The organism is Ignavigranum ruoffiae, assembly GCF_023195815.2.
GTDB lineage: Bacteria > Bacillota > Bacilli > Lactobacillales > Aerococcaceae > Ignavigranum > Ignavigranum ruoffiae.
This window is the reverse complement of record NZ_CP096206.2, coordinates 400691-426808: the sequence shown is the minus strand read 5'-3', so window position 1 is coordinate 426808 and position 26118 is coordinate 400691. Positions and strand designations below refer to the sequence as shown.

Here is a 26118-nt window from a genome sequence, read left to right as displayed (position 1 = left end):
ATCGCTACCCCCTTAATAGTCATTCAAGATGTCGCCAAGCGGGTCACCGGAACCGCCATTGCCGCCACCCTTGTTTTTAGATAAGTTGAGATAAATAATTGCCAAGCATAAGCCGATAATCCCGGTCGCGATTAAAGTCAATTCGTTTAATGGAGCTAGGGCGAAACCAAGGAAGAAGAATGGCCATACTTCTCGTGTCGCCATTAAATTAATTACCATGGCATACCCTACTGCCACGACAAAGCCGCCACCGATGGTCATTCCAGAAGTAAACCATTCAGGCAATGAACCTAAAGCTGCTTGCACGGTACTTGAAGGAATGAACAGCAAGAGACCAGCCGGAATAGCAATCCGAAGCCCTTGACATGCTAGCGCTACATAGTGCCACATTTCTACACCACGATAACTTCCACGTTCAGCCGCCGCATCTGCTTGGTGAACAATTACAACAGATAGGGTACGGACAATCATGGTTAGAACCAAACCTACAGTAGCTAGGGTAATCGCTGCCGCAATCGCAATGTTACGACCATTGTCAGAAAAGTCACCTGATTTAATAAAGATAATAGCTGAGGCTACTGACGCTAAAGCTGCATCCGGTGCAATCGCTGCCCCAACGTTGGCCCAACCCATGGCTAATAATTGAAGGGCGCCTCCTAGAACAACCCCTTCACTGACATGACCGGTTGCTAGTCCGATTAGGGAACAAGCGACAATCGGTTGATGGAATTGAAATTGGTCCAGGACCCCTTCCATACCAGCCAGAAAAGCTACAATCAGAATTAAGATAACTGAAATAAAATTAAAATCCATAAGATCCCTCCTCTTTATACTCTAAGCCCACTACTGGCTTTGGATTGGATTAATTTGAATAAATCTCCGGCATGGTCTGACGGAACTTTACGGACATCAAACTTCACACCTAAATCTCGCATCTTCTTATAAGTATCTACATCGGCTTGGTCCATCGACAAGGAAGTGTTCAATTGAACTTTACCGGCTGAATGGGCCATAGATCCTACATTGACTTCTTTTAATTCGACCCCTTTTTCAATAACACTCAAAGCGTCTTGTGGATTCTCAAATAATAGGAGAGCCCGAGTCAAACCAAACCGTGAATCCTTAGACACTTGAACTAATTTATCTAAAGGAATCACATGAGCATGGACCCCAGTTGGCGCTGCTTGTTCTATTAGCTTCTTACGTAATTCATCCTTAGCCACTGTATCAGAAACAACGATAATCCGATCTGGCTTAGTTTCTCGACTCCAACTGGTTGCTACTTGACCATGCAAGAGGCGTGAATCAATTCGAGCTAAGACAAATTTAATCTTGCCGTCACCCAGAACAGTTCCCTCAGGAATCGTTCCTTGCGGAACCACAGGACCGACATTCGCTACTTCTGCTGGAGCCGCTTCCGCTTGCAAGCTCTCAGGACGAACTTTAACCCCTTCAATCGCTGGCGGGCAAATAGCCTCAGCGACTTCATGGGCTGTGTTCTTAGATAAGCGATTGGCGTATGCTTCAATTAACATTGGCAAACTTAACCCGGCCACAATCGCCCGATGGTCTGGGTCTTCCTCATATAATAAATTGGCTTGATTAAATGGACTGCCACCCCATAAATCAACCAAGAATAAGATTTCGTCACTAGCCACTGTTTCAATAGCCTGACGTAATTTGGCTTGTAGATCTTCTGGCCCTTCGTTGGGCATGAAGGTCACTGTCGCTAGATTTTCTTGTTGACCGAAAATCATTTCAGCCGATTGTTTAATTCCAGCGGCAAATTCACCATGACTGGCAATAATAATTCCAACCATCTCTTAACCTCCTTTAATGACTTCTTTTAATAAATTCGATATCAGCAACTTCCCTTAAATCTTGCATCACTCGAGTCACTTGTTGACTGAGTTTCTCTAAATCCTGATAAGCGTAATCGGTTTCAGCGCCTTGCAAGATATCGGCAAAATACTTGGCCTCATCATACATCGGTTGTAATTCTGGATATTGATAAGATTGCACACAGACATTCTGGCGAGTGACCACATCGATGCGATCCATTTCAGAAATATAAGGAATCACTATCGTTTCATCGCCAATATAAATTTCACTCGGTTTCGTCGAATGTACTGCCTTAGAAATAAAAATAGTAACTTGGAACGTATCATAGGTAAAAATAATTGTCCCCATTAAATCGACCCCATTCGGGCCTTTTACTGGCTGATAATCCACCTGATCCGGCATGCCAAATAAGTCTACTGCCACATATATTGGGTAGACACCGATATCCATCAAGGTTCCTGTGGCAAATTCCAAATTAAAAATGTTTGGCAAATTGCCCTGATGTTCAATCGCGTCGACATAAGCGTCATACTTGGACGAGTATTGACCAATATTCAAGGCCGCTCCCAAGAAGGGTTGGTCTAATTCGACTAATTTTTGAGCGAGTAATGATTTTAATAACTTATAATTACGATTCTGAATATGACGAATTGCTTCAAATAAATACAAATCCTTCTCACGAGCTAAGTCATGAGCATCTTGCCACTCATTTAAATTGGCAAATTGAGGTTTCTCGACAATAACATGCTTTTCATGCTTAAGTGCTTCAATCGCATGGCCATAATGAAGGGCATTGGGACTGGCGATGTAAATAATATCTACATCATCTTGATACAGATCGGCTAAATCATCAACGGCCTTCCCTTGCTTATATTTATCAACAACGGCTTGAGCCTTGTCTAGGGTTCGAGAATAAACTTTACTCAGTTGATAAGATCCTTCGGCGATACACGCTTCTATAAATTGCTCGGTAATCCACGAAGTTCCAATCGTTGCTAACTTAATCATCTCTCACACCTCCTTTCTATAATTCCCTATCAAGATTACAATGATATACTTGTCTAGTCAAGCTTTAATCTGAGAACACAATGAGAATCTAGGGACGCTTTCATTATTATTCCAAAGGATATAAAGATTCTGGCAAAAACACAAAAACGAATCAGCGTGAACACGCGACCGAGTACCAAGGACTAGCTTTACTAGACATCTTCTGCTGAGCCAGTTTATCCATCATCGTCATGGCAACAAGGCTAGTTGGGACTATATGGGTCTTGCATGTCACACTAATTCGTATTCTAATTTGAATGCTATGGATATTTGAATGTAGATTTTGGAAAGGGAATTTGATTAAAGAATGGACTTAATATCTTGACTGTTTAATAATTTTTCTAAACTAGCTGGATCTTCGATTAATTTAGTGATTTCTTTTAATGATTCTAATTGATTCACGGCCTTCTTCAATCCTAAGACAAAGATTAGTTTTACTGGAATATCTTTTTCTGGATCATCGATTAACTTAAAGGAAACAGGTTGACTTGGACGAATCAACCCGATAAATTCTTCTTCAATATGTTCTGGGTCGGTATGAGAAATTGCGATTCCCGTATCATTAACTAAAATACCGGTAGGAAATTCACGTTCACGTTCAACTAAGCTAGGCCCAAAGCTATCCTTAACTAGGCCAAGCGTCTGAGCCTTGTCGCCCATAAATTGGAAGGCTGCTTCATCACTCGCAATTGCTTCTTCAAGAAAAATTAGATCATCACGCAAAAATTCTTTGATTTTCATTAAATCCATCCTCTCTTATGAAAACATTCTAAGATACTCTAATCATACCCAAAAGAAAGGATGAAGGCAATGGAAGCGCGATGAAATCTTTCTATTCTCCCATCACTATGATTTTACATTGTCGTGTCCGTTCGCGTGTTGTATCAAAATCCGCAAAATAAATATAGCCAGTAGTTCCAACGCCTAAGCGATTATGGCTGACATCAAAGTTTTGACTAGAACCAATCAAAGTAGCTTTTAAATGGGCATCGCCATTCCACAAGGCTTTCCGATCCCCGTTGGGCAGATACTTGTCGGCATCGGGCCAAGACTCTACCGCTTGGTAGTGGGCCTCTCCGGGGTAATGATAGCTCTCTGCCGAATCATGGGCTGGAATTAGCTTGGCTAAGACCTCATTTAAATCGGCTTGTAAGAATTCATCTCCTTTCTCATCGATATCATGGGAATATTCTTCAAAAAATACGGAACAGGTCGTATGAGGAGTAATGACAGTTACCATGCCTTCTTGAATTCCACTCTCTTGAATCACTGTTTGAACTTGGGTGGTAATATCGACATAGGTCGTTTTATCGGCTTGAGTGTCAATTTTTAGAGTTTCTTTATATAACTTCATTCGAATCCTCCTTTGTTTGATAGGCCTGATAGGCCGCTTCGACCATTTCTTTCAACATTTGTTCAGGGTTATCGGCTTTGACAATGCCACTGGTACAGCCCGTCCCATCGGCCCCTAAACGAATGGTCTCAAACACATCTTGGGCACTTGAAATTCCAGCCGCTTGCATCACGAGAATTTCGGGATCAATCGAATGGATCGCTTGATTCGTCTGTTGGATATAATCAGCTCCGCTAGTCTGCCCAGTGCCAATTAATTCTGTCGGTTCACATAAGATAATATCGGGATGCAACATCGCAATCGCTTCAGCTTCTTTTAAGGAGTCCGCACAGACAATGGTCACTATATCTAGGGCATGAGCACGGTCAATGGCTTGAGTCAGTTCTGCAAGACTTAAAGGATGTTCGGCATGGTTTAAGAAGCTGGCTTGCACTCCCACAGCTTTCAAACTATCTGCTAAAACAGCCCCCATACCCCGCCCGGGTTCAATTCCGTCCAGATGTTGGGCGCAGATCTTAGCCTTGTCAGTTAGTTGGCTCATTTGATATAGGTGGGCATAGGGTCCGGTGACAAAGATGGTCATCTCATACTGTTGGGCAAGGTCTTCAGCCAGCTGGGTTAGATCCAACAGTGCTTGACCATACAAATAGGACTTGGGATTAAAGATAAAGAACGGTAGAGTAATTTTAGGCTTGGACATCGAATTCCTCCTTTAGCGCTAGGGTTTCAAAGACATCATAATAATGGTTGAGGACCTGAGCCATGGCTTGGTTAGCCACTGATTTGAGGGTGATATAATCTTGGGGATCTTGAGTTTGAATCGCTTGATAAGCAGCATGAATGAAATCAGAATAAATATTGATTTTACTGATCCCTTGGCGGGCACACCGATTTAAGTTTTCGTCACCAGTCGATGACCCACCATGTAAAACTAAAGGAATCTCAGTCATGTTATAAATTTCTTGAAGTCGTTCGAAATTCAATTTCGGCTCTCCTTTATAGAGACCATGAGCAGTGCCAATGGAGACAGCCAGTGAATCCACCCCCGTTTGTTGAATAAATTCAATCACATCATCAACTTCAGTATAAATAGAATCGGTCACTTGGCTCGCTTCGGAGATATCATTGGCACCGACATGACCCAATTCAGCTTCGACAGACACACCATGTGCATGAGCCAAAGCGACCACTTCTTTGGTTTTCGCTATATTGACTTCAAAAGAGTCCATTGAAGCATCGATCATGACCGAAGAGAAACCGAATTCAATCGCTTGACCGATAAAGTTGATGTCCTCGCCATGATCCAAATGGAGTACGACCGGAACGGAGACTTGGTCGGCCATTAAGTTACCAATCGCCGCCGCTTCTTCCAAAGACAAAATATGGCGGTGCGACTGAGCATAGGCCAAAATCAACGGTAAGCCTCTAGCTTCAGCAGTAGCGACAAAAGTTCGCGCTGAATCCAGATCAATAAAATTGGTAGCTGGCACCGCAAAATGTTGACGACGGGCTTGATACAATAATTGCTTCGCAGTAATTTTCATAATGACCTCCTACACTATCTTTAGTCAAAAAGAGCATGACTAATTGAATTCTGCAATTAAATCACGCTCTATGTAGTGTGCTATTAACTTAACTTCTCTTCTAATTGTTTGAAGACAGCGTCACTACCAACGCCCGTCAATAAAGGAACGCCATTAATAACTTTGTCTTTGATTTTATCTGGTACGACAGTGGTTGAAATCACGGCATCATATTCGTCAACATGACTTACTTCAGCCGCTACTTTAGATTGATAAATTTTAGCATCCTTATCCATCTTTTTATTTTTTAGCCATTCTTCAACTTTTTTGGTAACGACGGTTGAGGTCGCAATTCCTGAACCACACATGATTAATATTTTCTTCATTATTCTTCTCCTTCAACTAATTTAGGTTTTCTAACCTTATTAACATAATATAGGGCCGCTAGAATAATTACAAAGATTACCGTTAGGAAAATCCATGGCAGATTATCTGCAGCGGTCACGAAAAGCCAAGTTGGCCACAAGCCACCCTCTACTAAAGCTGTAATACTGCTGTTGCCACCCATTTCAAAGTTCGCAGCTTGGGCAGCTGACGTTACCAGTGGAGCTACCCAGGAAGTAATATATAGAATGGAGCCCATATAGAAGGTACCGGCAATCACCGTCCGAATAATATTACCACGGAAGACCGGTGCCATTAAGCAGACGGCGTAAGGGATGGTGGCCAAATCACCAAAAGGAATAGTCTTATTGCCAGGTAGAATAAAGGCTAAAAGAATGGTAATGGGCACCAAGATTAATGAACTCGATAAGACAGCTGGATGGCCTACGGCAAGGGCTGAGTCCATACCGATATTTAACTCACGACCTGGGAAACGTTTATGAACAAATTCATTGGCTGCTTCTGAGATGGGGGTTAAACCTTCCATTAACAAAGCCACCATTCTTGGGAGAAGCACCATTACCGCGGCTAAGGCAATCCCTAATTTCAAAGTAGCGCCTAAATCATAACCTGCGAACAGGCCAATCACAATCCCGATGATCAAGCCCATTACTGTTGTTTCACCAAAAATACCAAACTTATCCTGAATTGTCTCAGGATCAGCTTCTACTTTATTAAATCCAGGTATCCGATCGAATAACCAGTTAAAGGGTAGAGCAATCAAGAATCCCGGAGCAGAAGTTCCATGCGGAAAAGTAATATTAGGGAAACCATAAAAATCATTAATAATCGGAGCTATAATATCGGCCAATAAATACATTAAACATAAATAAATAATCATCCCATAAATACTTAGCATAAAATTATTGCTCAAGGCATAAATTAATGACGCCACAAAGGCAGCATGCCAGAAGTTCCATAAGTCGACCATCAAGGTTTGTGTAATCCCAAAGAATAATAGTAATAAGTTGACACCAATTCCGATCGGAATCGCTAGACTACCCAATAAAGTTCCATAAGAAATGGCCGAAGCAGCTGGCCAACCCACATCAATTGTATTTAAATTCAAGCCGAATCGTTCAACCATTTGTTGGGCAGCTGGTCCCAAATTATCGCCTAATAGACCTGTTACCAAATTCAAGCCAATAAATCCAATCCCGACCGTTACCCCAGCTAAGAATGCTTTCTTGGCTGGCGTTCCTAAGGCTAAACCAAAGATAAAGATAATAATCGGTAGAACGATTGAAGGACCTAAATCAATAAAACTTTGAATATAATCCATTTGACTAACCTCCTATTTTATAATTTTATGAACTAATTTCAGTACTTTGTCTCGATTTTCTGAACTATCAGAATAAGCCATTGCCTCTTTGACCAGCTCTTGATCCTGGAACAACATCATTAATTCTTGTAACATTTCTAAATGGCTGTGAGCATCGGCTAAGGCTAACATGGCCACCAAACTCACGGGCACTTCCTGTCCGTCACCCATTTGTTTAAAAATAACTGGTTGATCTAGGGTCATAAAAGCGATGGTTGATTTCTTGACATGGTCGCTATCGGTATGAGGCATGGCCACGCCATAATCATGGACTTGCAACCCGGTTGCAAAAGTCTCCTCACGCTCTTGAATGGCGGGAATAAAGCTTGGTCGAACCGCACCCATTGCTTCGAGTTGCTGACCCATATAAGCCAGGACATCCTGGGCAGTGCTCAAACCCTTTTGCTTTAAAGCTAAAACTTTAATTTCAGTCATTATCTAACTCCTTTCCAATCATTTTAAGTTCATCAATCAACCTTTGTATATGTAAAGTCAGATATAACTTCTCAGAATCTTCGACTGCTAATTGATAATCTTTCGCCAATACTTGGCACACTTTCTCGACAATGGCTTGAGCCTTACTAAATTTGTGAGACACGAATTGATACAGCTCGCCCATCTGCGAATCATTGCTCTGTTGACCATTCATCTTACGGATTAAGAAATACCTCAAATGCAAAATAAATCGATCATAGAATAAATTCTCTTTGTCTAAGGGACCCGGCAAATTATCCTCAATAATCACAATCATCTCACCAATAATTTTGCCAATTTCTAGCATTGAAGATAAATTGGTTGCTTTCTTTGAACCATTCAAGAAATGTAGAATCAAGAAAGAAACTTCTAAATCATCTAAGAATAAATCATATTTCTCTTTTAAATAACGAATTGAAAAAATAGCTGCTTGATATTCTCGAGGAAATATATGTTTAAATTCAGTTTGTAATGATAAATTTGAATGCTTCGCATCTTTCGACCGAGCTAAGGCATGGTAGAGGTGGCTGGCAAAGGTAATAGACGTAAAAGGGATAAATTGTTCACCAAGCATATCTTCGACATGCGTTAACAAGTCTTCGGTAATCAAAAGAATATCTTCTGGAATTTCTTTAATCGCATCAACAATTATCTTTTGTTCACTAGTGTACTCACATTGATAAACTTTGGAAATCTTATCTTCGTCTACCGTATCGCCAACTTTCTTCGCAAAGCCAATTCCGCGACCCGTAAGAATAATCTCCTCATTGGCCTGGTTTCTCACTAAGACTGCATTCTGATTGAGGGATTGAATAATCTTCATATAGCCTCCTTTCCAAAAAAATGGGCATAATGACTTCACAGCGGAAATCATTATGCCTAATTGAATAGTTACACTCTGAATACGTTTTCTAACAAAATTATATATCTAAATTTTTTACTTGTCAAAATATTTTTAATCTATTTCTTAAAATGATCCAGATAAGCTTGGGCAAGTAGCTCAGCATCAAAGCCATATTCTTTGACGACTGTTTCTCCTGGCGCTGAAGCACCAAAACGGTCAATACCCATAACTAGTCCATGGCGACCCACATATTTGTGCCAACCTAAGCTCGCTGCCATTTCAATGGACATACGGTTTGCCACGGTATCAGGCAACACACTTTCCTGATATTCTTGACTTTGCTCATCAAAACGATTGCTTGCTGTCATAGAGACCACTGAAACATCAATCTCTTTGTCCTTAAGAATCTTTTGGACATCAAGAGCCAGTTGAACTTCAGAACCGGTGGCAATAATAATTCCATCTGCTTGGTCCGCTTGACTTGGTGAAAGGACATAAGCCCCTTTATCGACACCGGATTCGGCCAAGGATTGACTACCCTCTAGGACCGGTAAATTCTGCCGTGATAAAACCAACAAACTTGGTCGATCAGTTTCTTGGATGGCTACTTTCCAAGCTGCGAATGTTTCATTGACATCCGCTGGACGTATTACATTCAGGTTGGGCATCGCTCTGAAACCAGCTAATTGTTCAATCGGTTCATGGGTAGGGCCATCTTCACCCACGGCCACTGAATCATGGGTCATTACATACACTACTGGCAGTTGGGATAAGGCAGATAGACGCACAGCAGGACGTAAGTAATCACTAAAGACAAAGAAAGTTCCACCGAATACTCGGCTTCCCCCGTGAAGGGTAATCCCGTTGAGCATGGCGGCCATGGCAAATTCACGCACGCCGAACCAAATATTCTTACCTTCACGTTGATTTGGCATAAAGTCCATCGAATCGTTAATCATCGTCTTATTCGAACCTGAAAGGTCGGCTGAACCGCCCCAAAAATAGGGAATCTTTTGAGCCAAGGCTTGAATCGCTTTACCACTCGAAGATCGGCTCGCATCTGCCTTGGTAGAATCTGGGAGATACTCTAGGGCTTGATCAAAGTCTTCTGGCAACTTACGTTCAAAAGCCAAGCGCATCATTTCAGCTTTCTCGGGATAGGCTTGTTGGTAAGCTTCGAATTTGTCTTGCCAAGCTTGGTAGGCTTTTTGCCCTCGTTCAACCACTTTCTGATGGAAGATTTCTCGTGCTTCTTCAGGCACTTCAAAGTGATCTAAAGTCCATTGATAAACATCCTTGGTTGCTGCCCAATTATCTTGACCGAGCGGGCTACCGTGAACTTTGCTGGTTCCTTGTTCGGGTGAACCATAACCAATCACTGTTTTGACTTCAATAATGGTGGGTTTGCCCTTAAATTCCTTAGCTCGGGTAATGGCTGCTGAAATCTCATTCAAATCATTGCCATCATCGACCCGAATATAATGCCAATGAGCTGCTTCAAAGCGCTCAGCAATATTTTCATTGAAGGCTTGGCTTAAATCGCCATCCAGGGAAATATCATTAGAATCGTACAAGACAATTAATTTATCAAGTTTTTGCCGACCTGCATAAGAAATAGCTTCATAAGAAATGCCTTCCATCAGGTCACCATCCCCCACTAAACAATAAGTGAAATGGTCAATCATCTTGAAGTCATCCGTATTATATAAAGCCGCTGTATGCTGTTCAGCCATAGCCATGCCGACGGCTTGCGCCAGACCTTGGCCGAGCGGTCCGGTCGTAGCTTCGACCCCTTCCGTATGATTATACTCTGGGTGCCCTGGCGTCTTCGATTGCCATTGACGGAATCCTTTCAAATCTTCTAGCGAAAGGTTAAATTCTGACAAATGTAGCAAACTATATAATAAGGCAGAACCATGACCCGCAGAAAGTACAAAGCGGTCGCGGTTAAACCATTGAGCATCCTGTGGATTTACTTCAAGGTGGTCAGCAAATAGAGCATAAGCCATTGGGGCAGCGCCTAAAGGCAGACCCGGATGGCCAGAATTGGCCGCTTCAATCTGAGCAATACTTAAGGCTCTTAGCGAATTAACGGCTAACAAATCTTTATCAGTAAACATTGGCACTCTCCTTCAATCTATTTGTTTTGGAATTTTTCCCAGTCTTTCAAGAAGCCTTCAATCCCTTGATCGGTCAATGGATGGGCCATTAATTTCTCGAAGAGACTTGATGGCACTGTGGCAATGTGAGCACCTAACTTGGCACTCATCTCAAAATGATACGGATTGCGCACACTGGCAGCGATAATTTCGGTTGAGAAGCCATAAACATCAATGATTTGACGAATATCGGCAATCAATTGATAGGCATCGGTGCCGATATCTTCTAAACGACCAATAAATGGACTGACAAAAGTCGCACCAGCTTTCATCGCCAATAAGGCCTGAGCCGCTGAGAAAATTAACGTCACATTGGTCTTAATGCCTTCTTGAGAAAGAGTATGAACTGCTTTTAATCCTTCTTGGGTCATCGGAATCTTAACAACCACATTGTCCGCCCATTTAGCAATTTGGCGTGCTTCATTGACCATTTCATCATGGGTCAAGCCAATCACTTCGGCCGAAACAGGTCCAGGAACAACTGAACAAATATCCTTGATGACTTCTTCAAAATTTCGACCCTCTTTGGAAACGAGTGAAGGATTGGTGGTTACACCGTCGACAATACCCAATTGATTAATCCGTTTAATTTCTGCAATATTCGCTGTATCTAGAAATATTTTCATGGTCACTTCTCCTTTTTTGATCGCTAGAACCAATTACCTAAATCAATTGATAACTGACTTTATTGTAATGAATTCTGGGCTCGCTTTCAACAAATGGCTGAAATTTTGAGAAATCAGGATGACTTGAGCAAGCTAAACTTTTAGAAAAATGTTCGTCAAATACCAACAATCATTAATCACACCTCCTAAGTCTGGACTATCCTCCTTCTTTAAGGGCCACTTCAACCAATGATTCTCTCAACTTTATTATTTTATGTGGGAACCTATATAAGCAAAAAGAGACTAGGTAAAACCCTAATCTCTTTTGAGAAATTTCCTTTTAACTGCCTTAAGCGATAATTTGGATACTTGATCCAGGTTTGATTTCTGGAATTTCTTTGGCTTCAACATGGAGTGTACCTGGTAATGAAGCTTCCGTCGCGCCATCGAATTTAATGGTAATATGACCTAAATCGCTTAAATTCTTGGCCACTAAATTCCCGACCGCTGTAATTTGATATTCAATTTGATCAATTTTGAATATTTGACCGGTAACGATTTCTTCATTTAAGGGTTCAAGACCGATTGTATAAGTATAATTTGCCAAATCTTCTGGCGCATTATCACCAAATAAGATAATCATTTGATCGGCATGAAATAGTTCGGCTTCAGCACCTATCTTCGTTACTTGCGTTGTATAAATATTCATAGTTCCTCCTAACTATATAATCCAAAGCTAGCTAACCAAGCGACAATCACCCGAGGTACACCATTTAAGAATCTTGAATAAAGTACTGCTGGCACTCCCACTTCTACAGTTTCTGCCTTGGCTTCAGTTAAACCTAAGGCTACTGGGATGAAATCACAACCATTTTGAGTATTGATGGCAAATAAAGCAGGTAAAGCTAAGTGAGGTGGGATATGGCCTTGGCCAATTTGAACCCCAATCAAGGTTCCAACAATCTGACTGATGACAGCTCCTGGACCTAACAATGGTGATAAGAATGGTAAAGAGCAGACAAAGCCAATCAAAATCAAGCCCCAAATATTTCCAGCTAATGGGGCTAAGACATTAGCGATCCAAGTACCGACCCCTGAGCCTTCAATAATCCCAATTAATAAGGCTACGAAAGCCATGAATGGAATCACTACATTAATCATGGTTTGAACTGCTTCCCGAGCAGATTGGTTAAAGGTCGCTACAATCTTCCCAGCTCCCATCCCAATCTTAGCAATAAAACTCGGGTTTTTAGTTTGTTCAGTAATCTTCTTACTGGTATCATATTTAGAATTGTCTTTAACTTCAACAGTAGATTCAGAGCTCAACTTTGTTGCAGGGGTCTCGACTGCTTGTTCTTGAGTTGTTTGACTTTCATCTTGATAAAGTTCAATTTGTTTAAGCCCTACATTAGATACATAGATATCTTCAGTAATATATTGTTGGAGCGGTCCACTCTTTCCTGTCGGAATAATATTGATGGTAGGGATGCCCTTTTTCGGATAAAGCCCACAGCGTAAAGTTCCCGCACAGTCAATAATCGCCAAAGCAATTTCATCATCTGGGATTGAAGTTTTGAAGCCGTTCACTGCTTCCATACCGGTTAATTCTTCAATTTTATCCACGATATCTGGACGTTCGCCCCCGCCAACGATATAGATAAATTTATGTTTTTGTTCAGTAGGTTGGATGACTAAGGGACCGCCGAATCCGCCAGATCCTTTTCTTACAATTATACTTTGATAAGCCATATTAATCCCTCCTATATTTCCTCAATGACTTTGCTCAGCTTAACGCCTTGTTGTTTAGAGACATATTCGGTCATGAAGTCGGTTACCCAACCACCGATTGCGTTCATAATAATTCCGACAAGCATGTAACGAATGGCTAATTCCATCGTGTTTAAGCCTAAGGTTTCAATCCCTTGAGCGATACCTAACCAAACGAATAGCTCTCCCGGATTAATATGAGGAAACACCCCATTGCTAGTATGACAGAATTGCATTTGCGAAGCCACATAGCCTGGCTTGTAATATTCTGGTAAGAACCGGCCCATTGAGATCGCCATCGGATTCCCTAGCATAAAGGCAGATACAAAAGGTAGAAGCATATAGCGGGTAATCCAGTTTTTAGAAGAAATTTGAGCCAGTTTAGTGACTCTTTCTTCACCCAGCATCTTTACCAATGTATTCATTAATACCATTAACATTAAGACTAAGGGAACAATTGATCCCATCCATGAAATAAAGACATTGGCTCCAGATTGAAATAAATTCATGAAGCCTTCAGCAAATTTAACGATTGCTTGCATGCTGTTTCACTCCTTTTACTTTGTAAATAATTTGTTGAAGATACAATTTCACTTGTTCCACGATATTCCAACTTGCTTGCGGTTGTGTGTCGACAGGGAGGCCGGTCGCATGCATGACAAAGACATCACGCGCATTCTCCATGGCAAGTTGAGTGAGTTTGTTTTCTTTTTGGACCAGTGGATGTTTACGATCAATAAAATGCATGTCATGTCCAACATAGGCTGGAATATCCTTGAACTTAGCGATCACTGAAACCCCTTGCATTAACTGGCAGGCTAAAATCCGATCCTCTGAATCAATTAAGAATAATACAATCGTGCCCGCTTTCAGCCGACCGACTTTGCGGCCAATAACCACGCGTCCTTGTTGTCTGAGTTTTTTGTAAACGGCATTGAAATGATTAATTTGTCTTAAACCTAGGTAAAATTGCAGGCCATAAGCACAAATGCCGATTATTCCTAACATCCATAAATAACTCATTGAATATACCCCCTCCTCTGTAAATATTTGATTAAATCTTCTTTGGTCTGACAAGCTTTAATATTTTCTTTTATTTCTTCGTTCTGAGCAATTTCAAAAATCAAATCATAAATATCTAACAAATCATGTTCTTCATAATCCAAAATATTTTCAGGGATAATCAATAATATAATCATTTCGATACTTTCGTCTTCAATCTCAATCGATTGAGGAAGCACCCCAACACTTAAAATTAACTGATTGGTGTTCGGATCCACTTCGTGAGGAAAGGCAATCCCACTGCCAAAAAGTAGCGAAGCATCATGATATTTAGATTTTAATCTCGCCAGCATATCGGTAGAAATTTGATAAGTCTCTTGTAAAGACCCAACCATTTGACTTAGATGTTCTTCATAAGTCTGCTCAGCTAACAACGGTTGCAAATCAAAGTGAGTGTATTTGGGAAAGGCTAGCGTCTGTTTGATAATTCGTTGCCATTCTCTCGACAAGTATTCATCATTAAATATATTGGAAATCCGAATGGATGGAATATTATCGGGAATTTTACTCAAGGGAATCATGGTAATAATGGCCAGAAAATCGCTTAAATCCTCTTCGTAATAATCTTCCTCAGAGAATTGAACGATCTCGATATCGTGACCCACCACATTCTGAATCTGGTGCTTAATCATCCCAGCGGTGGCATAACCCGTATTACAAATAATGGCAATCTTCTTCGCTTGATTTAAAGAAAATTCACGAATAATCAATTCAAAATAAAAGGTCAAATAATCAATTTCAATCGGATCAATTGCTAGCTTTAAATATTCACTGATTTCTTCACTAGCATATTTAGCCATACTATAAGAGAAGGGATATTTCTTTTGGATTTCTCCATGAAATAAATCATCTAATTTATATTTGAATATGGCCCGATGGACTAAATAATGAAGATGCTTACCCAAGAGACTGACAAAGCTATCTTGCGGAATCTCAAGAAGAAAGACTTGATTAATCTTTGTTAGTACTTGTCGACTCATGTCCTCAATCAGCGCTTGATTAATGTCAACGCAATCTCTAATAATGCCTGCATCATCGACATTTAATGGATAGGTCAGAAAGCTCTTCTCAAAATTACTCAAAGTATATTTCTCGTGATTCTCGATAAAAACGAAAAACTCTTCAAAAAATGGATGATCTAAAATATCCGCTGAATAATAGGGAATCGCTGCTTGCAGAAAATGCTGATTACGCAGACGAAATAAGCTTGTTTCTAGACTTTTGATCAGTAATAAAATATTGCGTTTCTTGATCTTATACTGCTCTCCTAAGCCAATAATAAAGTCAATCAGCACTTGATCGATGTAAGTATAATTAAAAAAATCAAGGGCATAGTTAATGTAGGCTAGACGTAAATCCAATTCAGATCCAGCAATGTCTATGCCCTTATTTTGAATCGAAATCACATTCAAATCATAATGAGATAAATCCTGTTTCAGACTCTTGAGGTCATTGCTGACGGTTCCCTTACTCACATCTAATAACTCCGCAAAATCCAAAATGGTCAGTGGAGTCTTACTAGCGAGTAACTTACTGAGCAAGAAGGCCTTGCGTTTGGTCGTCGAATTATAATCTGCTTGTTTCTTCAAGGAGCCAGTTTTAATCAGATCGAATTTTTCATAATCATAAATTTTTAGAAAATATGATGAAGACTGCTCGATGATTTCTGCAAAAGGCGCAATTTCTTGATTTAATAAATCTATCGATTTCTTTACAGTTGCTGAACTTAGCTTTAAGTGGTCTTCCAACTTATCTAAAGAGATAGTCTTCTGAGTTAACAATAAATTTAAGATTTCATACCATCGGATTAATAGACTCACATTTCTCGACTCCCTTATCCTCGAGTTTTACCTCCGGCAATATTTAACGTCACCCCTGTGATGTAACCAGCCCGTTCAGATAATAAGAAACATACGGTATCGGCAACTTCAGAAAGTTTTCCTGATCTTCCTAAAGGGGTGGTGGTGGTTTTGGCATATGATTTTCTAAGATCATCTACAGTGATATTACGCGTATATGATAGAGCTTCTTCGTAAGCATCGGTTCGAAGTCCAGTTGCTTCCATAATCCCCGGAGCAACACCTACGACACGAACGCCTTTCTTACCTAATTCTTTAGCCCATGAACGGGTAAAGCTATAGACTGCCGCTTTAGTCGCAGCATAGCATGATTGGCCTTCAGACCCTTCTAATCCAGCTTCTGATCCCATATTGATGAGGACTCCTTGCCCTTTGTCCACCAAAATCCGGGCAACCGCTTGAGCGACCATATAGAATCCTTTCATATTAATTGAAATCATCTTATCAAATAAGCCTTCGTTAATCTCATATTTACTCTTAGGATTCTTGTCGTCAACTAAGAGGGCCGGAATATTAATTCCCGCATTATTGACTAAACCATCAATCGTCCCAAATTTATCAAGGACAGCTTGAATCCCCTGTTCAATTTCTTGACTGGAAGTGACGTCCACTTTCACGAAGAGATAACGTTCATCTTGATTTTCTTGGTCTACTAAATCGAAGTTTGCTACCTTTGCGCCTACTTCCAATAAGCGTTGAACAATACTTGCACCAATCCCTGAAGAACCTCCAGTTACCACATATACCTTGTCTTGAATATCTAACCAATTTGTCATTTTACCTCTCCTTTCTTTATAAATTATAACGTTTTCATGGTTATAATTAATTCAATCATTTTTTATGACCGGGAAAAATCATTGCATTAATCGAAAAAGACGAAGAGAGTGCCTATAGCTGAGCAAATTGGCAGAATTCGGTAAAATTTTACCTGCATGCTTTCCCCTACAAATCAAGGGGGGCAAATTTTCAAATAATAGATCTGATCGGAGTCTTTACAAATTTAGACACCAAAAAACTCGCCAACACATCTCTAAAGTGTTCACGAGTTTAATAATAAATTCTATTTAATTATTCCTTCTCCTCTTGTTCAACTAAATCCCAGGCGGCAATCGATCCGCCTTCAAAAATCCGATCAATTTCTTGGGCCACCTCATCGGTTTGGAAAAGTTCGACAATCTTCAAATATAACGGATTCTCTTTGTCTTCCGACCGGGCCACAATATTATTTACCCGAGACAGATTGATCGTTTCAGGGGTATCGCCATACACATAAATGGCATCATTCGGACGGAAATCAGTGGATGCTAGGAAGGAATCATCAATAAAAGCCGCATCCACATCGGAAACAGCAGCCGGAATATTGGCCGCATCCAGTTCGACAATTTCTAATTTTTTAGGATTTTCTTCAATATCATTTGAGGTAGGTAAGAGCTCGTCACTCTCGGCTAATTTAATCAAGCCGGCTCTTTCTAAACTTTGGAGATTATAGCCTAAGCTGGTGGGAGCCGCATTGACAGCAATCTTAGCCCCTTCTGGCAATTCATCCAGCGATTTATATTTGTCTGAATAAATTCGCGTCGGTACAGTGACTGTATAGCCAATGGTGACCAAATCGCCATCATTTTCTTTATTCCAATTCTCTAAGAAGACATCATGTTGGAAGGCATTCAAATCAATCGACCCATCGGCCAAAGCGACATTGGGAATATTATAATCGGTCAAGAGGACGACCTCGATATCAATCCCTTCTTGTTCTTTGGCGCTCTCAGCGACAAATTCCCATAATTCTTCATACTCTTCGCCAACCACCCCAATTTTGACGGTTTGACCTTCAAATTCCCCGGCTGAAGCCAACGCACTAAAATTTAAGAAGCTAATAAATACCGTTACCAGTACCACAAATACTTTAGTTAATTTTTTCATATAATCCCTCTTTCTTATTGTTAGAAGATGCAATTTCGCTTCCGCTTCATGATTGATTTAATTTATCCCTCCTAAAAAAATAAGACCCCCATCCAAATAAGGACGAGAGTCTTCGTGTTACCACCTTAATTCGTTAAACCATCACTGGTATAACCTTATATAGTACGACTACAAATTTCTGTAGCTTATACTATAGCCAGCATAACGGAGGCATCCGTTCACTATTATTGTCAAGCATTCATAGTGACCGCTCATTGGCCATTTTCAACTTAGAATCCTTACCTATTTCCACCAACCATAGGCTCTCTATCAATTCATCTTCGGTTTACTTTCCAAATCAAGGCGTTTTAATATTTTTCTAATCATACCTTCATCATTATCAAATGTCAAATAATATCCTACGTTTTTTCATCCTTTAATCTGATGGCTAAATCGGCCTTGAATGGCTTCTAAAATAATATCCATGATAATCGCCATTAGGGCTGTGGGTAAGGCACCGGCAATAATAATAGCACTACCGTCGGTTGCATCAATCCCGCGGGTAATGATATCTCCCAAGCCACCTGCACCAATAAAGGTACCAATTGAGGTAATCCCAATCGCCACAATCAAGGCGTTACGAATCCCGGCCATAATCACTGACATGGATAAAGGTAGCTCGACTTTAAGCAAACGTTGTAAAGAAGACATGCCCATCCCCTTGGCAATATCGCGTAAGTCAGGACTTAAGTTAGCCATACCCGTATAGGTATTCTTAACGATTGGCAGTAAGGAATAGAAGAAAATAGTGGTGATAACAGTATTTACTCCTAAGCCCATCACAATCATAATAATCGACATCATGGCCATTGAAGGAACGGTCTGGATAATATTGGTTAAGCTGATCACCCATTGACTGAGTTTGCGATGGCGTTCAATGTAAATACCTAGAGGAATGCCAATGACTGTAGCAAATAATACACCATAGACCGAAATAAGGAAATGACGGAGGAATTGACTAAATACATAGGCACTATTTTGTTGCATATAATAAAGCAATTGTTCGAGTACGTTCATATCTTGCATCTTATTCCTCCTCTCTGAAATAATTGTGTTCTTCGAGAAAATTCTTAGCGACAATCGCTGGTTCCGTTAATTGATGGTCGGCCGTATAATTCAACTTCTGCATCGTTTCTGTATCAATCTGACCCACCAGACGACTTAAGACTTCGTCTAATTCAGGATATTCCTCCAGAATCTCATACGTTGCGGCCGGAGAAGCATCATAGGGTGGGAAGAATTTCAAATTATCTTCCAAGGTGACTAAGTTATAGCTGGCAATCCGACCATCGGTAGAATAACCCAAAACGGTATCCATTTTACCTGCAGCCAGGGCATCATAGACCAAACCAATTTGCATAGAATGTTTATTAGCCAATTCAAAACCATACGCTTCGACAAAACCTGGATAGCCGTCTCCTTCACGGATCAACCATTGTGAATCGAAACCGGCATCGATTTGATCTTTATATTTTTCCAAATCGGCAACGGTCTTCAATTGCAAGCGGTCCGCTGTCTCTTGGGTCACCATAAAGGCATAGGTATTATCAAAGCCATAAGAGTCATAATATTTCATCTTAAAATCCTTGGCAAAAATCTCTTGAACCAATTCCAAGGCTTTGTCCGGGTCTTTCTCAGGCTCAATGCCCAGAGTCGCTGCCATTTCGGTCCCGGTATAACGGACTGAAGTCACATCAGCGTCACCTTGCATTACTGCCTGGTGTAGGACCACTGACGTCCCTAGGTTATTAATGGTATCAACTTTCAGATCGGTCTCGTGTTCAATCATCTGTCGGACAATCTCGTTGAGAATCCGTCCCTCGGTAGTCGCTAGACCGGCCACCCGGATCGCTTTCTCCTGACTTGAGCTGACACCAGGCAAGCTACAGGCACTCAGGATAAGAAATGACATGAGAAGAAGTAGTAATTTGCTAATTTTTTGACTGAATTTCATTATTCTTCTGAGACCTCCTCTTGGCGTCGGATTTGAGGCTCTAAGTATTTTTCCAATTTCGCTAGTAGTAAGTCGGTTAACAAGGCTAGGATTGTGATTGGAATCGTCCCCGCAAGGATCAAGTCGATCTTATACAGTTGTAAACCGTTGAAGATAAAGTCACCTAAACCGCCGGCACCAATATAAGATGCTAAGGTAGTCCAAGCTACCACGTAGACGGCAGATAGACGAATTCCCGCCATTATCACTGGCATAGCCATTGGTATTTCAACTTTACGAATTGATTCCCAACTAGTCATGCCCATCCCTTTAGCAGCATCTTTGAGATTCTCGTCGACTTGGTCCATACCGACATAGGTGTTACGCAGAATCGGCAATAGTGAATAGATAAACATCGCCAAAATCGCTGGAACCTTACCAATACCAAATAAAGGAATCATAAAAGCTAAGAGGGCTAATGATGGAATCGTTTGGAAAATACTGGCCAAGCCGATCACAAATTTAGCCACTTTCGGCACTTTAGTTAGTAGAATTCCTAATGGAACAGCTACTAACACACCTAATAAGAGAGCCACAAAGGCAATGTAGAGATGCTCGCCAGTATTTATCAGCAATTCTCCACCATATTCTTGTAGGAAACTCATTCAGTTGTCATCTCCTTCGCTGCTGGCTTATCTGCTTCCTCAGCGTCAGTGAAATCAAACTCATCGCCAGCCAATAAGTCACCTTCGCCCCAAATAGAATCGTAGACTACATCCACTAAGGTGGACCGGGTCACGATGCCAACGAGTTTACGATCCTGGTCAACAATCGGCACATAAGGGTAACCAGCTTTTAGAATCCGTTCAACACTATCACGTAACAAGCCATTTTCTCTTAAGGCGGATACATTCGGATTCATAATATCAGCCACTGAAGTGTGCGTCTTGTAATGCTTTTGAACTTCTTGTAAATTAACTATTCCTTTGAGATGACCTTGGTCATCCGTCACTAAGAGGGTATCGACTTTCTTAGCGTGCATGGTAGTGATCGCTTGTTTTAACGACTTACCTAGAGTAATGGTGACGGGGTCGGTCTTCATCACTTGACCAACCGTAATTACATCCGGGCGGGACTCAATCAAACGATCTTTACCAATAAAGTCCACTACGAATTCATTCTTCGGATGACGTAGAATCTCTTCTGGGGTGCCAGCTTGAACAATCTTCCCTTCACTCATGATCACAATTCGAGTGGCCAAAGATAAAGCCTCATCCATATCATGGGTCACGAAGACAATCGTCTTACCCAATTGTTCCTGTAAGTTCTTCACTAAATCTTGTAAAGATTGGCGGGTAATAGGATCCAGTGCACCGAAAGGCTCATCCATGAGGATGATATCTTGGTCGGCAGCTAAGGCCCGTACGACGCCGACCCGTTGTTGTTGACCTCCCGATAATTCAGCTGGGTAACGTTCTAAGAAAGACTCGGGCAATTCAGCCAGCTTAATCATCTTGCGGGCAATGGCCTCTTTCTTTTCTTCGTCCCACTTCAATAGACTAGGAACCATCGTAATATTGTCTTTAATAGTCATATGGGGCAACAGGCCAATATTTTGAATGACATAGCCTAATTCTCGTCGCAAGGTGACTGGATCTTGCTCCATCACGTTCTTCCCTTTGACATAGATTTCGCCACTGGTCAACTCAGTCATCCGATTAATCATGCGCATGGTTGTGGTTTTTCCCGATCCAGAAGTTCCGATTATACAAATAAACTCACCAGCTTCAATCTTTAAATTAAAGTCATCGACTGCTTTTTTGCCGTCTTTATAGACTTTACTCACATGTTTAAATTCAATCACTTAATTTCCTCCAATTTTCAATTTTTTCAGTGTAAGATACTATATCTCTATCATATTTATCATATAACTTATTGACCTCTGCTTAAAATGATACGCCTTGTCAAGGTCCAGATTGTTGCGAACTTCTTCACAACTTTTATTCAGCTAAGCTTTAGATTCCTTCTCTTCTTAAACCCAAAGTCAAATGTCATTCACTCCATTTAATAAATCATTCATTTGGTTATTAGAATTTAAATGTCAATAAAAAACCAGCACATTTGGGTGCTGGAAAATGAAATAAAGGGGCTTGTCCAGTTATAAGGGGGTTATAACTGACAAGAATTTATGAATGTTTCATTTAGTTTGAACAGATACCTTTTTATCCATATTCACAATCCAATCAGGGGAGAAGGAATTGTCAATATATTGTGTAATTAGGGGGACACATGAATAAAAGGAGATATGTCATCTGTTCAATAACAGTTTATCGCTTTGGTTAGCTCTCGTCAACCAGGTTTTAAGAATTTCTTATTACATTTTCTAATATGTTTTAAAGTATAATTATGGTTTTCATTAATTGGTTTAATACATCCCAATCGTAATATCTACAAATAAAAACAGATTGTTCGCTAAAACAATCTGTTTGTGAATTATTCACATTTTATGGCGGGATAAATCATTTCTAAGCCTGATATACAATCTGTCCATCAACCATGGTCAAACACACTTGACCTTGAACTTGCCAATCGGCGAAAGGTGTATTATGTCCTTTGGAATAAAACTGATCCACATCAATGGTCGATTCAGCCGCTAGATCGATTAAGACGATATCGGCAGCTTGCCCTTCAGTTAAACGTCCGGCCGGCAATTGAAAGATATCAGCTGGACGACAAGTCAACCAATCGAGTAATTGGGACAGACTACAAACCCCTTTTACGACCAGGTGGGTATATAAAAGAGCAAAGGCCGTCTCCAAACCAACAATGCCAAAAGGCGCGGTTAAGATCGATTGAGCCTTTTCTTCGTCAGCATGAGGCGCGTGGTCGGTTGCAATACAATCGATGGTTCCATCTAATAGACCTTGGATTAAGGCTTGGCGGTCTTCCGCTGATCGTAAAGGCGGATTCATCTTCCAAGCAGTATCTGGGCCAGGGATATCGTCTTCATCTAAAAGCAAGTGGTGGGGAGTCACTTCAGCCGTCACTGGATAGCCTTGAGACTTAGCCCAGCGAATGATTGAAACACTCTCCTTCGCTGACACATGACAAATATGATAGGGGCAACCGGTTTGACCCGCTAAGATTACATCGCGGGCAATTTGGCTGGCTTCGGCACTGGCGGGAATTCCAGGTAGACCGAGTCGTTGGCTGACCTTGCCCTGATGAACGACCCCATCTAGGGCGAGGCTATTGTCTTCTGTATGAGCTACAATCAAGGAGCCAAGGGCTTGAACCTGACTCATAGCCGCTAACATCATGCCGGCTGTTTGAATCCCGACACCGTCATCGGTAAATGCTACTGCTCCAGCTTCCTTTAAGCTCTTAAAATCATTGAGATTTTCGCCTTGAAGGTCTTGGCTAATCGAGGCGTAGGGCTGAACTTTAACCACAGCGGATTGTTTGATTCGCTCTTGAAGGTTCGTCAAGGTTGCCAAATCATCGGGTACAGGCTTGGTATTGGGCATAGCGCAAATTGTAGTAAAGCCACCGCGGGCCGCTGCTTTGGTCCCAGAAGCAATCGTTTCCTTATGCTCACCACCCGGTTCACGCAAATGTACATGAATATCAACCAAACCTGGGACCAATAATTTGCCTTGGCAATCAATGACTTGTAAATCCGCGACCTCATCAGGGGCAGAAATCTCGCTAGCTATTTCTTGAATACAGCCATCCTGCACATAAACTTCCAGAACTTGTCCTTGAGCGTCCCGTCCATTCTTAAATAATGTCGCCATATTTCGCATGAACTCCCATCTAGCCCGCAACGACTTGGATTGTTGGCGTATTTACTAAATGCTGACTTAAGACGGTTTGTAAAATACTCATCCGCATATATACACCGTTGGTCATTTGTTCAAAAATTACTGACTTGTCCGCTTCAACCAGTTCATCCGTAATTTCTACTCCCCGATTAACTGGCGCTGGATGCATAATAATTGCTTGATCCTTAAGACGCAGATAACGTTCCATATTTAAACCATAATGCTTATTGTATTCGGCTTGGATATCATCATGATTATATAGATGACGTTCTAATTGAACCCGCAGCAACATGCAGACATCCACTTGATCAATAACCTGATCCATATCCACATATTCAACAGGTAAATCATGCTCCCGATATTCTTGCGGAGCGACGAATTTAACGTCCGCACCTAATTTGATTAAAGCTTGAAAGTTACTCTTAGCTACCCGGCTATGAAGAATGTCGCCGACGATAATTACTTTTAAGCCTTCAAAATAGCCAAATTTCTCGTAAATAGTCATTAAATCTAGTAAGCATTGGCTTGGATGGGATCCTGACCCATCGCCACCATTAATCACGGGGATATTCAAGCCTTCAAGTTGTTGGTAATATTCATTCTCAGGATGACGGATGACCAACGCATCACAACCTATGGCTTCCATGGTCTTACAAGTATCATAAAGAGATTCCCCTTTATTCACTGAAGAGGTAGACACTTCAAAATCAATGGTATGAATGCCTAATTTAGCTTGAGCCATTTCAAAACTCTTCTTAGTCCGGGTAGAATTCTCAAAAAAAAGATTAGAGACATATAAAGTTTTATCAAAGGGGGCAATATTTCCTTCTTTAATCGCAATCGCTCGATCAATCAGTGCCATCATTTCTTCTTTAGACAAGTGATCCATAGATAATAAATTCATCATTTGCGCAACTCCTTTAAATAAAATTACAAAAAAATACTCACGCCAGAAGACATGAGTATAATCATCGTAACTCCCTAAAAGAGCTGAGTATGAAGATTGCCCGAGTCTTTCTGGCCTCACAGGACCAAATTAAAGGCATGATATTTCCTTGATACCGGTATAATAGGAGTTCTTAGGGTCAAAGTCAAGGACATTTGGCCAAATCTTAGTAAATTTTAGCGATGGTTCGTTTATTCTAATCGATTGACTAGCTATTTGGTTGGCCGATTGCTGAAACTTCAGTACAATAGGGTTAATCAGAATAAAGGAGGCTTTCCCATGAAAATTTCGAATGATCATGTTATTTTTGCCATGGATAAGAACAACCCGCCCGTAGCCCACTGTCAGAATGGCGAGACCCTCATTTTCCAAACCTTAGATTGTTTCTCTAACAGCCTAAAAACAACAGCCGATACCATCAGTCATGTGGATATGGACCAAGTCAACCCAGCCACCGGTCCGGTGTATGTAGAAGGTGCCCAGCCTGGCGATACCTTGCGGATTACGATTCGTGAAATTAATCTGGCTGAGCAAGGGGTCACTGTGGCCGCACCTGGCTTTGGAAAATTTGCTGACAGCATCACTCAAGAAGAAACTCAAATTGGCTATCTTAAGAAAGATTATATTGAATTCTTAGGACATCGCCTACCCTATCGCAAAATGATTGGTGTCATTGGCACCGCTCCGGCCGGTGACCCGGTAAATACAGGAACGCCAGCAGACCATGGTGGGAATATGGATACCACGGCGATTAGCGAAGGCGCCATCTTGTACTTACCTGTGAACGTGCCAGGGGCTCTCTTAGCCATGGGCGATTGCCATGCTTGCATGGGTGACGGTGAAGTTATTGGCGCAGGTTTAGAAATTCCTGCCGAAATTACAGTTACTATCGAAGTCTTACGTGACTTCGACTTCCCTCTACCCCTCCTTGAGAATGATCAACAGTGGATTACGATTACCTCAGCCAAGACGATGGAAGAAGCTTCGACGAGAGCGATTCAACAGATGGCTGAACTCGTTCAGAAGATCTCAGACCTTGACCACAATCAAACAGCCATGTTACTTTCGCTAGCCGGGGATTTAAAAGTTAGTCAGGTCGTCAACCCCCAAGTGACGATGCGGATGGAATTAGCCAAATCTGTTCTTCAATAA

The 26118-nt window shown here is 41.1% G+C and carries 27 protein-coding genes and 1 other annotated feature; of the genes, 1 reads left to right on the top strand and 26 read right to left on the bottom strand.

All coding sequences use genetic code 11. From position 1 onward, the window contains the following. Positions 1–12: 12 nt before the first annotated feature. The 26 genes from M0R79_RS02070 to M0R79_RS01945 form a co-directional block, all read right to left on the bottom strand. Positions 13–813, bottom strand: coding sequence for a PTS mannose/fructose/sorbose transporter subunit IIC (locus M0R79_RS02070; protein ID WP_092572240.1), 801 nt, complete (start codon positions 811–813; stop codon positions 13–15). Between the two features lie 14 nt (positions 814–827). Beyond that, positions 828–1820 carry a mannose/fructose/sorbose PTS transporter subunit IIA gene (locus M0R79_RS02065; protein WP_092572238.1) on the bottom strand — a complete coding sequence of 331 codons (993 nt, stop codon included), beginning with the start codon at positions 1818–1820 and terminating at the stop codon, positions 828–830. Positions 1821–1833: 13 nt separating this feature from the next. After that, positions 1834–2850, bottom strand: a complete 1017-nt coding sequence (locus M0R79_RS02060) for a Gfo/Idh/MocA family protein (protein WP_092572236.1) — start codon at positions 2848–2850, stop codon at positions 1834–1836. Between the two features lie 339 nt (positions 2851–3189). Next, positions 3190–3630, bottom strand: a complete 441-nt coding sequence (locus M0R79_RS02055) for a PTS sugar transporter subunit IIA (RefSeq protein WP_159428887.1) — start codon at positions 3628–3630, stop codon at positions 3190–3192. A 91-nt stretch (positions 3631–3721) separates the two neighbouring features. Next, a complete protein-coding gene (locus M0R79_RS02050) occupies positions 3722–4243 on the bottom strand; it encodes a YjbQ family protein (protein ID WP_248416621.1) in 522 nt (173 codons plus the stop codon). Continuing rightward, positions 4230–4943 (bottom strand): triose-phosphate isomerase, encoded by a 714-nt coding sequence (locus M0R79_RS02045; RefSeq protein ID WP_248416622.1) that lies wholly within the window; start codon positions 4941–4943, stop codon positions 4230–4232. The genes M0R79_RS02050 and M0R79_RS02045 overlap by 14 nt, the downstream gene beginning before the upstream one ends. Continuing rightward, positions 4930–5787 carry a class II fructose-bisphosphate aldolase gene (locus M0R79_RS02040; protein ID WP_248416623.1) on the bottom strand — a complete coding sequence of 286 codons (858 nt, stop codon included), beginning with the start codon at positions 5785–5787 and terminating at the stop codon, positions 4930–4932. The genes M0R79_RS02045 and M0R79_RS02040 overlap by 14 nt, the downstream gene beginning before the upstream one ends. An 83-nt stretch (positions 5788–5870) precedes the next feature. Beyond that, complete coding sequence (locus tag M0R79_RS02035) at positions 5871–6152, bottom strand: PTS sugar transporter subunit IIB (protein ID WP_248416624.1); 282 nt, start codon at positions 6150–6152, stop codon at positions 5871–5873. Continuing rightward, on the bottom strand, positions 6152–7492 hold the full coding sequence (locus tag M0R79_RS02030; RefSeq protein WP_248416625.1) for a PTS galactitol transporter subunit IIC: 1341 nt from the start codon (positions 7490–7492) through the stop codon (positions 6152–6154). The genes M0R79_RS02035 and M0R79_RS02030 overlap by 1 nt, the downstream gene beginning before the upstream one ends. 12 nt (positions 7493–7504) lie before the next feature. Continuing rightward, positions 7505–7966: a PTS sugar transporter subunit IIA gene (locus tag M0R79_RS02025; RefSeq protein ID WP_248416626.1), complete on the bottom strand. Its 462-nt coding sequence runs from the start codon at positions 7964–7966 to the stop codon at positions 7505–7507. Beyond that, positions 7959–8828: a PRD domain-containing protein gene (locus tag M0R79_RS02020; protein ID WP_248416627.1), complete on the bottom strand. Its 870-nt coding sequence runs from the start codon at positions 8826–8828 to the stop codon at positions 7959–7961. The genes M0R79_RS02025 and M0R79_RS02020 overlap by 8 nt, the downstream gene beginning before the upstream one ends. 137 nt (positions 8829–8965) lie before the next feature. After that, positions 8966–10969, bottom strand: a complete 2004-nt coding sequence (tkt, locus tag M0R79_RS02015) for a transketolase (RefSeq protein WP_248416628.1) — start codon at positions 10967–10969, stop codon at positions 8966–8968. A gap of 17 nt (positions 10970–10986) precedes the next feature. Beyond that, positions 10987–11634, bottom strand: a complete 648-nt coding sequence (gene fsa, locus M0R79_RS02010) for a fructose-6-phosphate aldolase (protein ID WP_248416629.1) — start codon at positions 11632–11634, stop codon at positions 10987–10989. Between the two features lie 328 nt (positions 11635–11962). Continuing rightward, positions 11963–12322 carry a PTS glucitol/sorbitol transporter subunit IIA gene (locus M0R79_RS02005; RefSeq protein ID WP_248416630.1) on the bottom strand — a complete coding sequence of 120 codons (360 nt, stop codon included), beginning with the start codon at positions 12320–12322 and terminating at the stop codon, positions 11963–11965. Between the two features lie 8 nt (positions 12323–12330). Continuing rightward, positions 12331–13362 carry a PTS glucitol/sorbitol transporter subunit IIB gene (srlE, locus tag M0R79_RS02000; protein WP_248416631.1) on the bottom strand — a complete coding sequence of 344 codons (1032 nt, stop codon included), beginning with the start codon at positions 13360–13362 and terminating at the stop codon, positions 12331–12333. 11 nt (positions 13363–13373) lie between these two features. Continuing rightward, positions 13374–13922: a PTS glucitol/sorbitol transporter subunit IIC gene (srlA, locus tag M0R79_RS01995; protein WP_248416632.1), complete on the bottom strand. Its 549-nt coding sequence runs from the start codon at positions 13920–13922 to the stop codon at positions 13374–13376. Next, the gene (locus M0R79_RS01990) at positions 13906–14403 is read right to left on the bottom strand and encodes a transcriptional regulator GutM (RefSeq protein WP_248416633.1); all 498 of its coding nucleotides are present in this window, start codon (positions 14401–14403) and stop codon (positions 13906–13908) included. Before M0R79_RS01990 ends, srlA begins: the two co-directional genes overlap by 17 nt. Further along, entirely contained in the window at positions 14400–16262 is a 1863-nt protein-coding gene (locus M0R79_RS01985; RefSeq protein WP_248416634.1) for a BglG family transcription antiterminator, read from the bottom strand. Before M0R79_RS01985 ends, M0R79_RS01990 begins: the two co-directional genes overlap by 4 nt. Before the next feature lie 14 nt (positions 16263–16276). Next, complete coding sequence (locus tag M0R79_RS01980; RefSeq protein ID WP_248416635.1) at positions 16277–17077, bottom strand: SDR family oxidoreductase; 801 nt, start codon at positions 17075–17077, stop codon at positions 16277–16279. A 292-nt stretch (positions 17078–17369) separates the two neighbouring features. After that, positions 17370–18224, bottom strand: coding sequence for a MetQ/NlpA family ABC transporter substrate-binding protein (locus M0R79_RS01975; protein WP_248416636.1), 855 nt, complete (start codon positions 18222–18224; stop codon positions 17370–17372). 95 nt (positions 18225–18319) lie between these two features. Further along, positions 18320–18574 (bottom strand) — a binding site (T-box leader). Between the two features lie 58 nt (positions 18575–18632). Further along, the gene (locus M0R79_RS01970; protein WP_092572189.1) at positions 18633–19289 is read right to left on the bottom strand and encodes an ABC transporter permease; all 657 of its coding nucleotides are present in this window, start codon (positions 19287–19289) and stop codon (positions 18633–18635) included. Position 19290: 1 nt separating this feature from the next. Then, a complete protein-coding gene (locus M0R79_RS01965; protein WP_310795414.1) occupies positions 19291–20175 on the bottom strand; it encodes an osmoprotectant ABC transporter substrate-binding protein in 885 nt (294 codons plus the stop codon). A gap of 41 nt (positions 20176–20216) precedes the next feature. After that, a complete protein-coding gene (locus M0R79_RS01960; RefSeq protein ID WP_092572185.1) occupies positions 20217–20861 on the bottom strand; it encodes an ABC transporter permease in 645 nt (214 codons plus the stop codon). Then, positions 20858–22060, bottom strand: coding sequence for a betaine/proline/choline family ABC transporter ATP-binding protein (locus M0R79_RS01955; RefSeq protein ID WP_248416637.1), 1203 nt, complete (start codon positions 22058–22060; stop codon positions 20858–20860). Before M0R79_RS01955 ends, M0R79_RS01960 begins: the two co-directional genes overlap by 4 nt. A gap of 661 nt (positions 22061–22721) precedes the next feature. Continuing rightward, positions 22722–23993, bottom strand: a complete 1272-nt coding sequence (pyrC, locus tag M0R79_RS01950) for a dihydroorotase (protein WP_248416638.1) — start codon at positions 23991–23993, stop codon at positions 22722–22724. 19 nt (positions 23994–24012) lie between these two features. Beyond that, entirely contained in the window at positions 24013–24927 is a 915-nt protein-coding gene (locus M0R79_RS01945) for an aspartate carbamoyltransferase catalytic subunit (protein ID WP_248416639.1), read from the bottom strand. 318 nt (positions 24928–25245) lie between these two features. Between M0R79_RS01945 and M0R79_RS01940 the strand changes: the two genes are divergently transcribed. Beyond that, positions 25246–26118: an acetamidase/formamidase family protein gene (locus M0R79_RS01940; RefSeq protein WP_248416640.1), complete on the top strand. Its 873-nt coding sequence runs from the start codon at positions 25246–25248 to the stop codon at positions 26116–26118.

Bases quoted from the DNA above. Each gene is read 5' to 3' on its own strand.
- M0R79_RS02060 (WP_092572236.1), bottom strand. From the start codon at position 2,850: ATGATTAAGTTAGCAACGATTGGAACTTCGTGGATTACCGAGCAATTT.
- fsa (WP_248416629.1), bottom strand. From the start codon at position 11,634: ATGAAAATATTTCTAGATACAGCGAATATTGCAGAAATTAAACGGATT.
- M0R79_RS01975 (WP_248416636.1), bottom strand. From the start codon at position 18,224: ATGAAAAAATTAACTAAAGTATTTGTGGTACTGGTAACGGTATTTATT.
- M0R79_RS02055 (WP_159428887.1), bottom strand. From the start codon at position 3,630: ATGAAAATCAAAGAATTTTTGCGTGATGATCTAATTTTTCTTGAAGAA.
- M0R79_RS02045 (WP_248416622.1), bottom strand. From the start codon at position 4,943: ATGTCCAAGCCTAAAATTACTCTACCGTTCTTTATCTTTAATCCCAAG.
- M0R79_RS02020 (WP_248416627.1), bottom strand. From the start codon at position 8,828: ATGAAGATTATTCAATCCCTCAATCAGAATGCAGTCTTAGTGAGAAAC.
- M0R79_RS01990 (WP_248416633.1), bottom strand. From the start codon at position 14,403: ATGAGTTATTTATGGATGTTAGGAATAATCGGCATTTGTGCTTATGGC.
- M0R79_RS01945 (WP_248416639.1), bottom strand. From the start codon at position 24,927: ATGATGAATTTATTATCTATGGATCACTTGTCTAAAGAAGAAATGATG.
- M0R79_RS02070 (WP_092572240.1), bottom strand. From the start codon at position 813: ATGGATTTTAATTTTATTTCAGTTATCTTAATTCTGATTGTAGCTTTT.
- M0R79_RS01960 (WP_092572185.1), bottom strand. From the start codon at position 20,861: ATGAGTTTCCTACAAGAATATGGTGGAGAATTGCTGATAAATACTGGC.
- M0R79_RS02005 (WP_248416630.1), bottom strand. From the start codon at position 12,322: ATGAATATTTATACAACGCAAGTAACGAAGATAGGTGCTGAAGCCGAA.
- M0R79_RS02065 (WP_092572238.1), bottom strand. From the start codon at position 1,820: ATGGTTGGAATTATTATTGCCAGTCATGGTGAATTTGCCGCTGGAATT.
- srlE (WP_248416631.1), bottom strand. From the start codon at position 13,362: ATGGCTTATCAAAGTATAATTGTAAGAAAAGGATCTGGCGGATTCGGC.
- pyrC (WP_248416638.1), bottom strand. From the start codon at position 23,993: ATGGCGACATTATTTAAGAATGGACGGGACGCTCAAGGACAAGTTCTG.
- M0R79_RS02025 (WP_248416626.1), bottom strand. From the start codon at position 7,966: ATGACTGAAATTAAAGTTTTAGCTTTAAAGCAAAAGGGTTTGAGCACT.
- srlA (WP_248416632.1), bottom strand. From the start codon at position 13,922: ATGCAAGCAATCGTTAAATTTGCTGAAGGCTTCATGAATTTATTTCAA.
- M0R79_RS02040 (WP_248416623.1), bottom strand. From the start codon at position 5,787: ATGAAAATTACTGCGAAGCAATTATTGTATCAAGCCCGTCGTCAACAT.
- M0R79_RS01965 (WP_310795414.1), bottom strand. From the start codon at position 20,175: ATGTCATTTCTTATCCTGAGTGCCTGTAGCTTGCCTGGTGTCAGCTCA.
- M0R79_RS01980 (WP_248416635.1), bottom strand. From the start codon at position 17,077: ATGACAAATTGGTTAGATATTCAAGACAAGGTATATGTGGTAACTGGA.
- M0R79_RS02030 (WP_248416625.1), bottom strand. From the start codon at position 7,492: ATGGATTATATTCAAAGTTTTATTGATTTAGGTCCTTCAATCGTTCTA.
- M0R79_RS02050 (WP_248416621.1), bottom strand. From the start codon at position 4,243: ATGAAGTTATATAAAGAAACTCTAAAAATTGACACTCAAGCCGATAAA.
- M0R79_RS01970 (WP_092572189.1), bottom strand. From the start codon at position 19,289: ATGCAAGATATGAACGTACTCGAACAATTGCTTTATTATATGCAACAA.
- M0R79_RS02035 (WP_248416624.1), bottom strand. From the start codon at position 6,152: ATGAAGAAAATATTAATCATGTGTGGTTCAGGAATTGCGACCTCAACC.
- M0R79_RS01940 (WP_248416640.1), top strand. From the start codon at position 25,246: ATGAAAATTTCGAATGATCATGTTATTTTTGCCATGGATAAGAACAAC.
- tkt (WP_248416628.1), bottom strand. From the start codon at position 10,969: ATGTTTACTGATAAAGATTTGTTAGCCGTTAATTCGCTAAGAGCCTTA.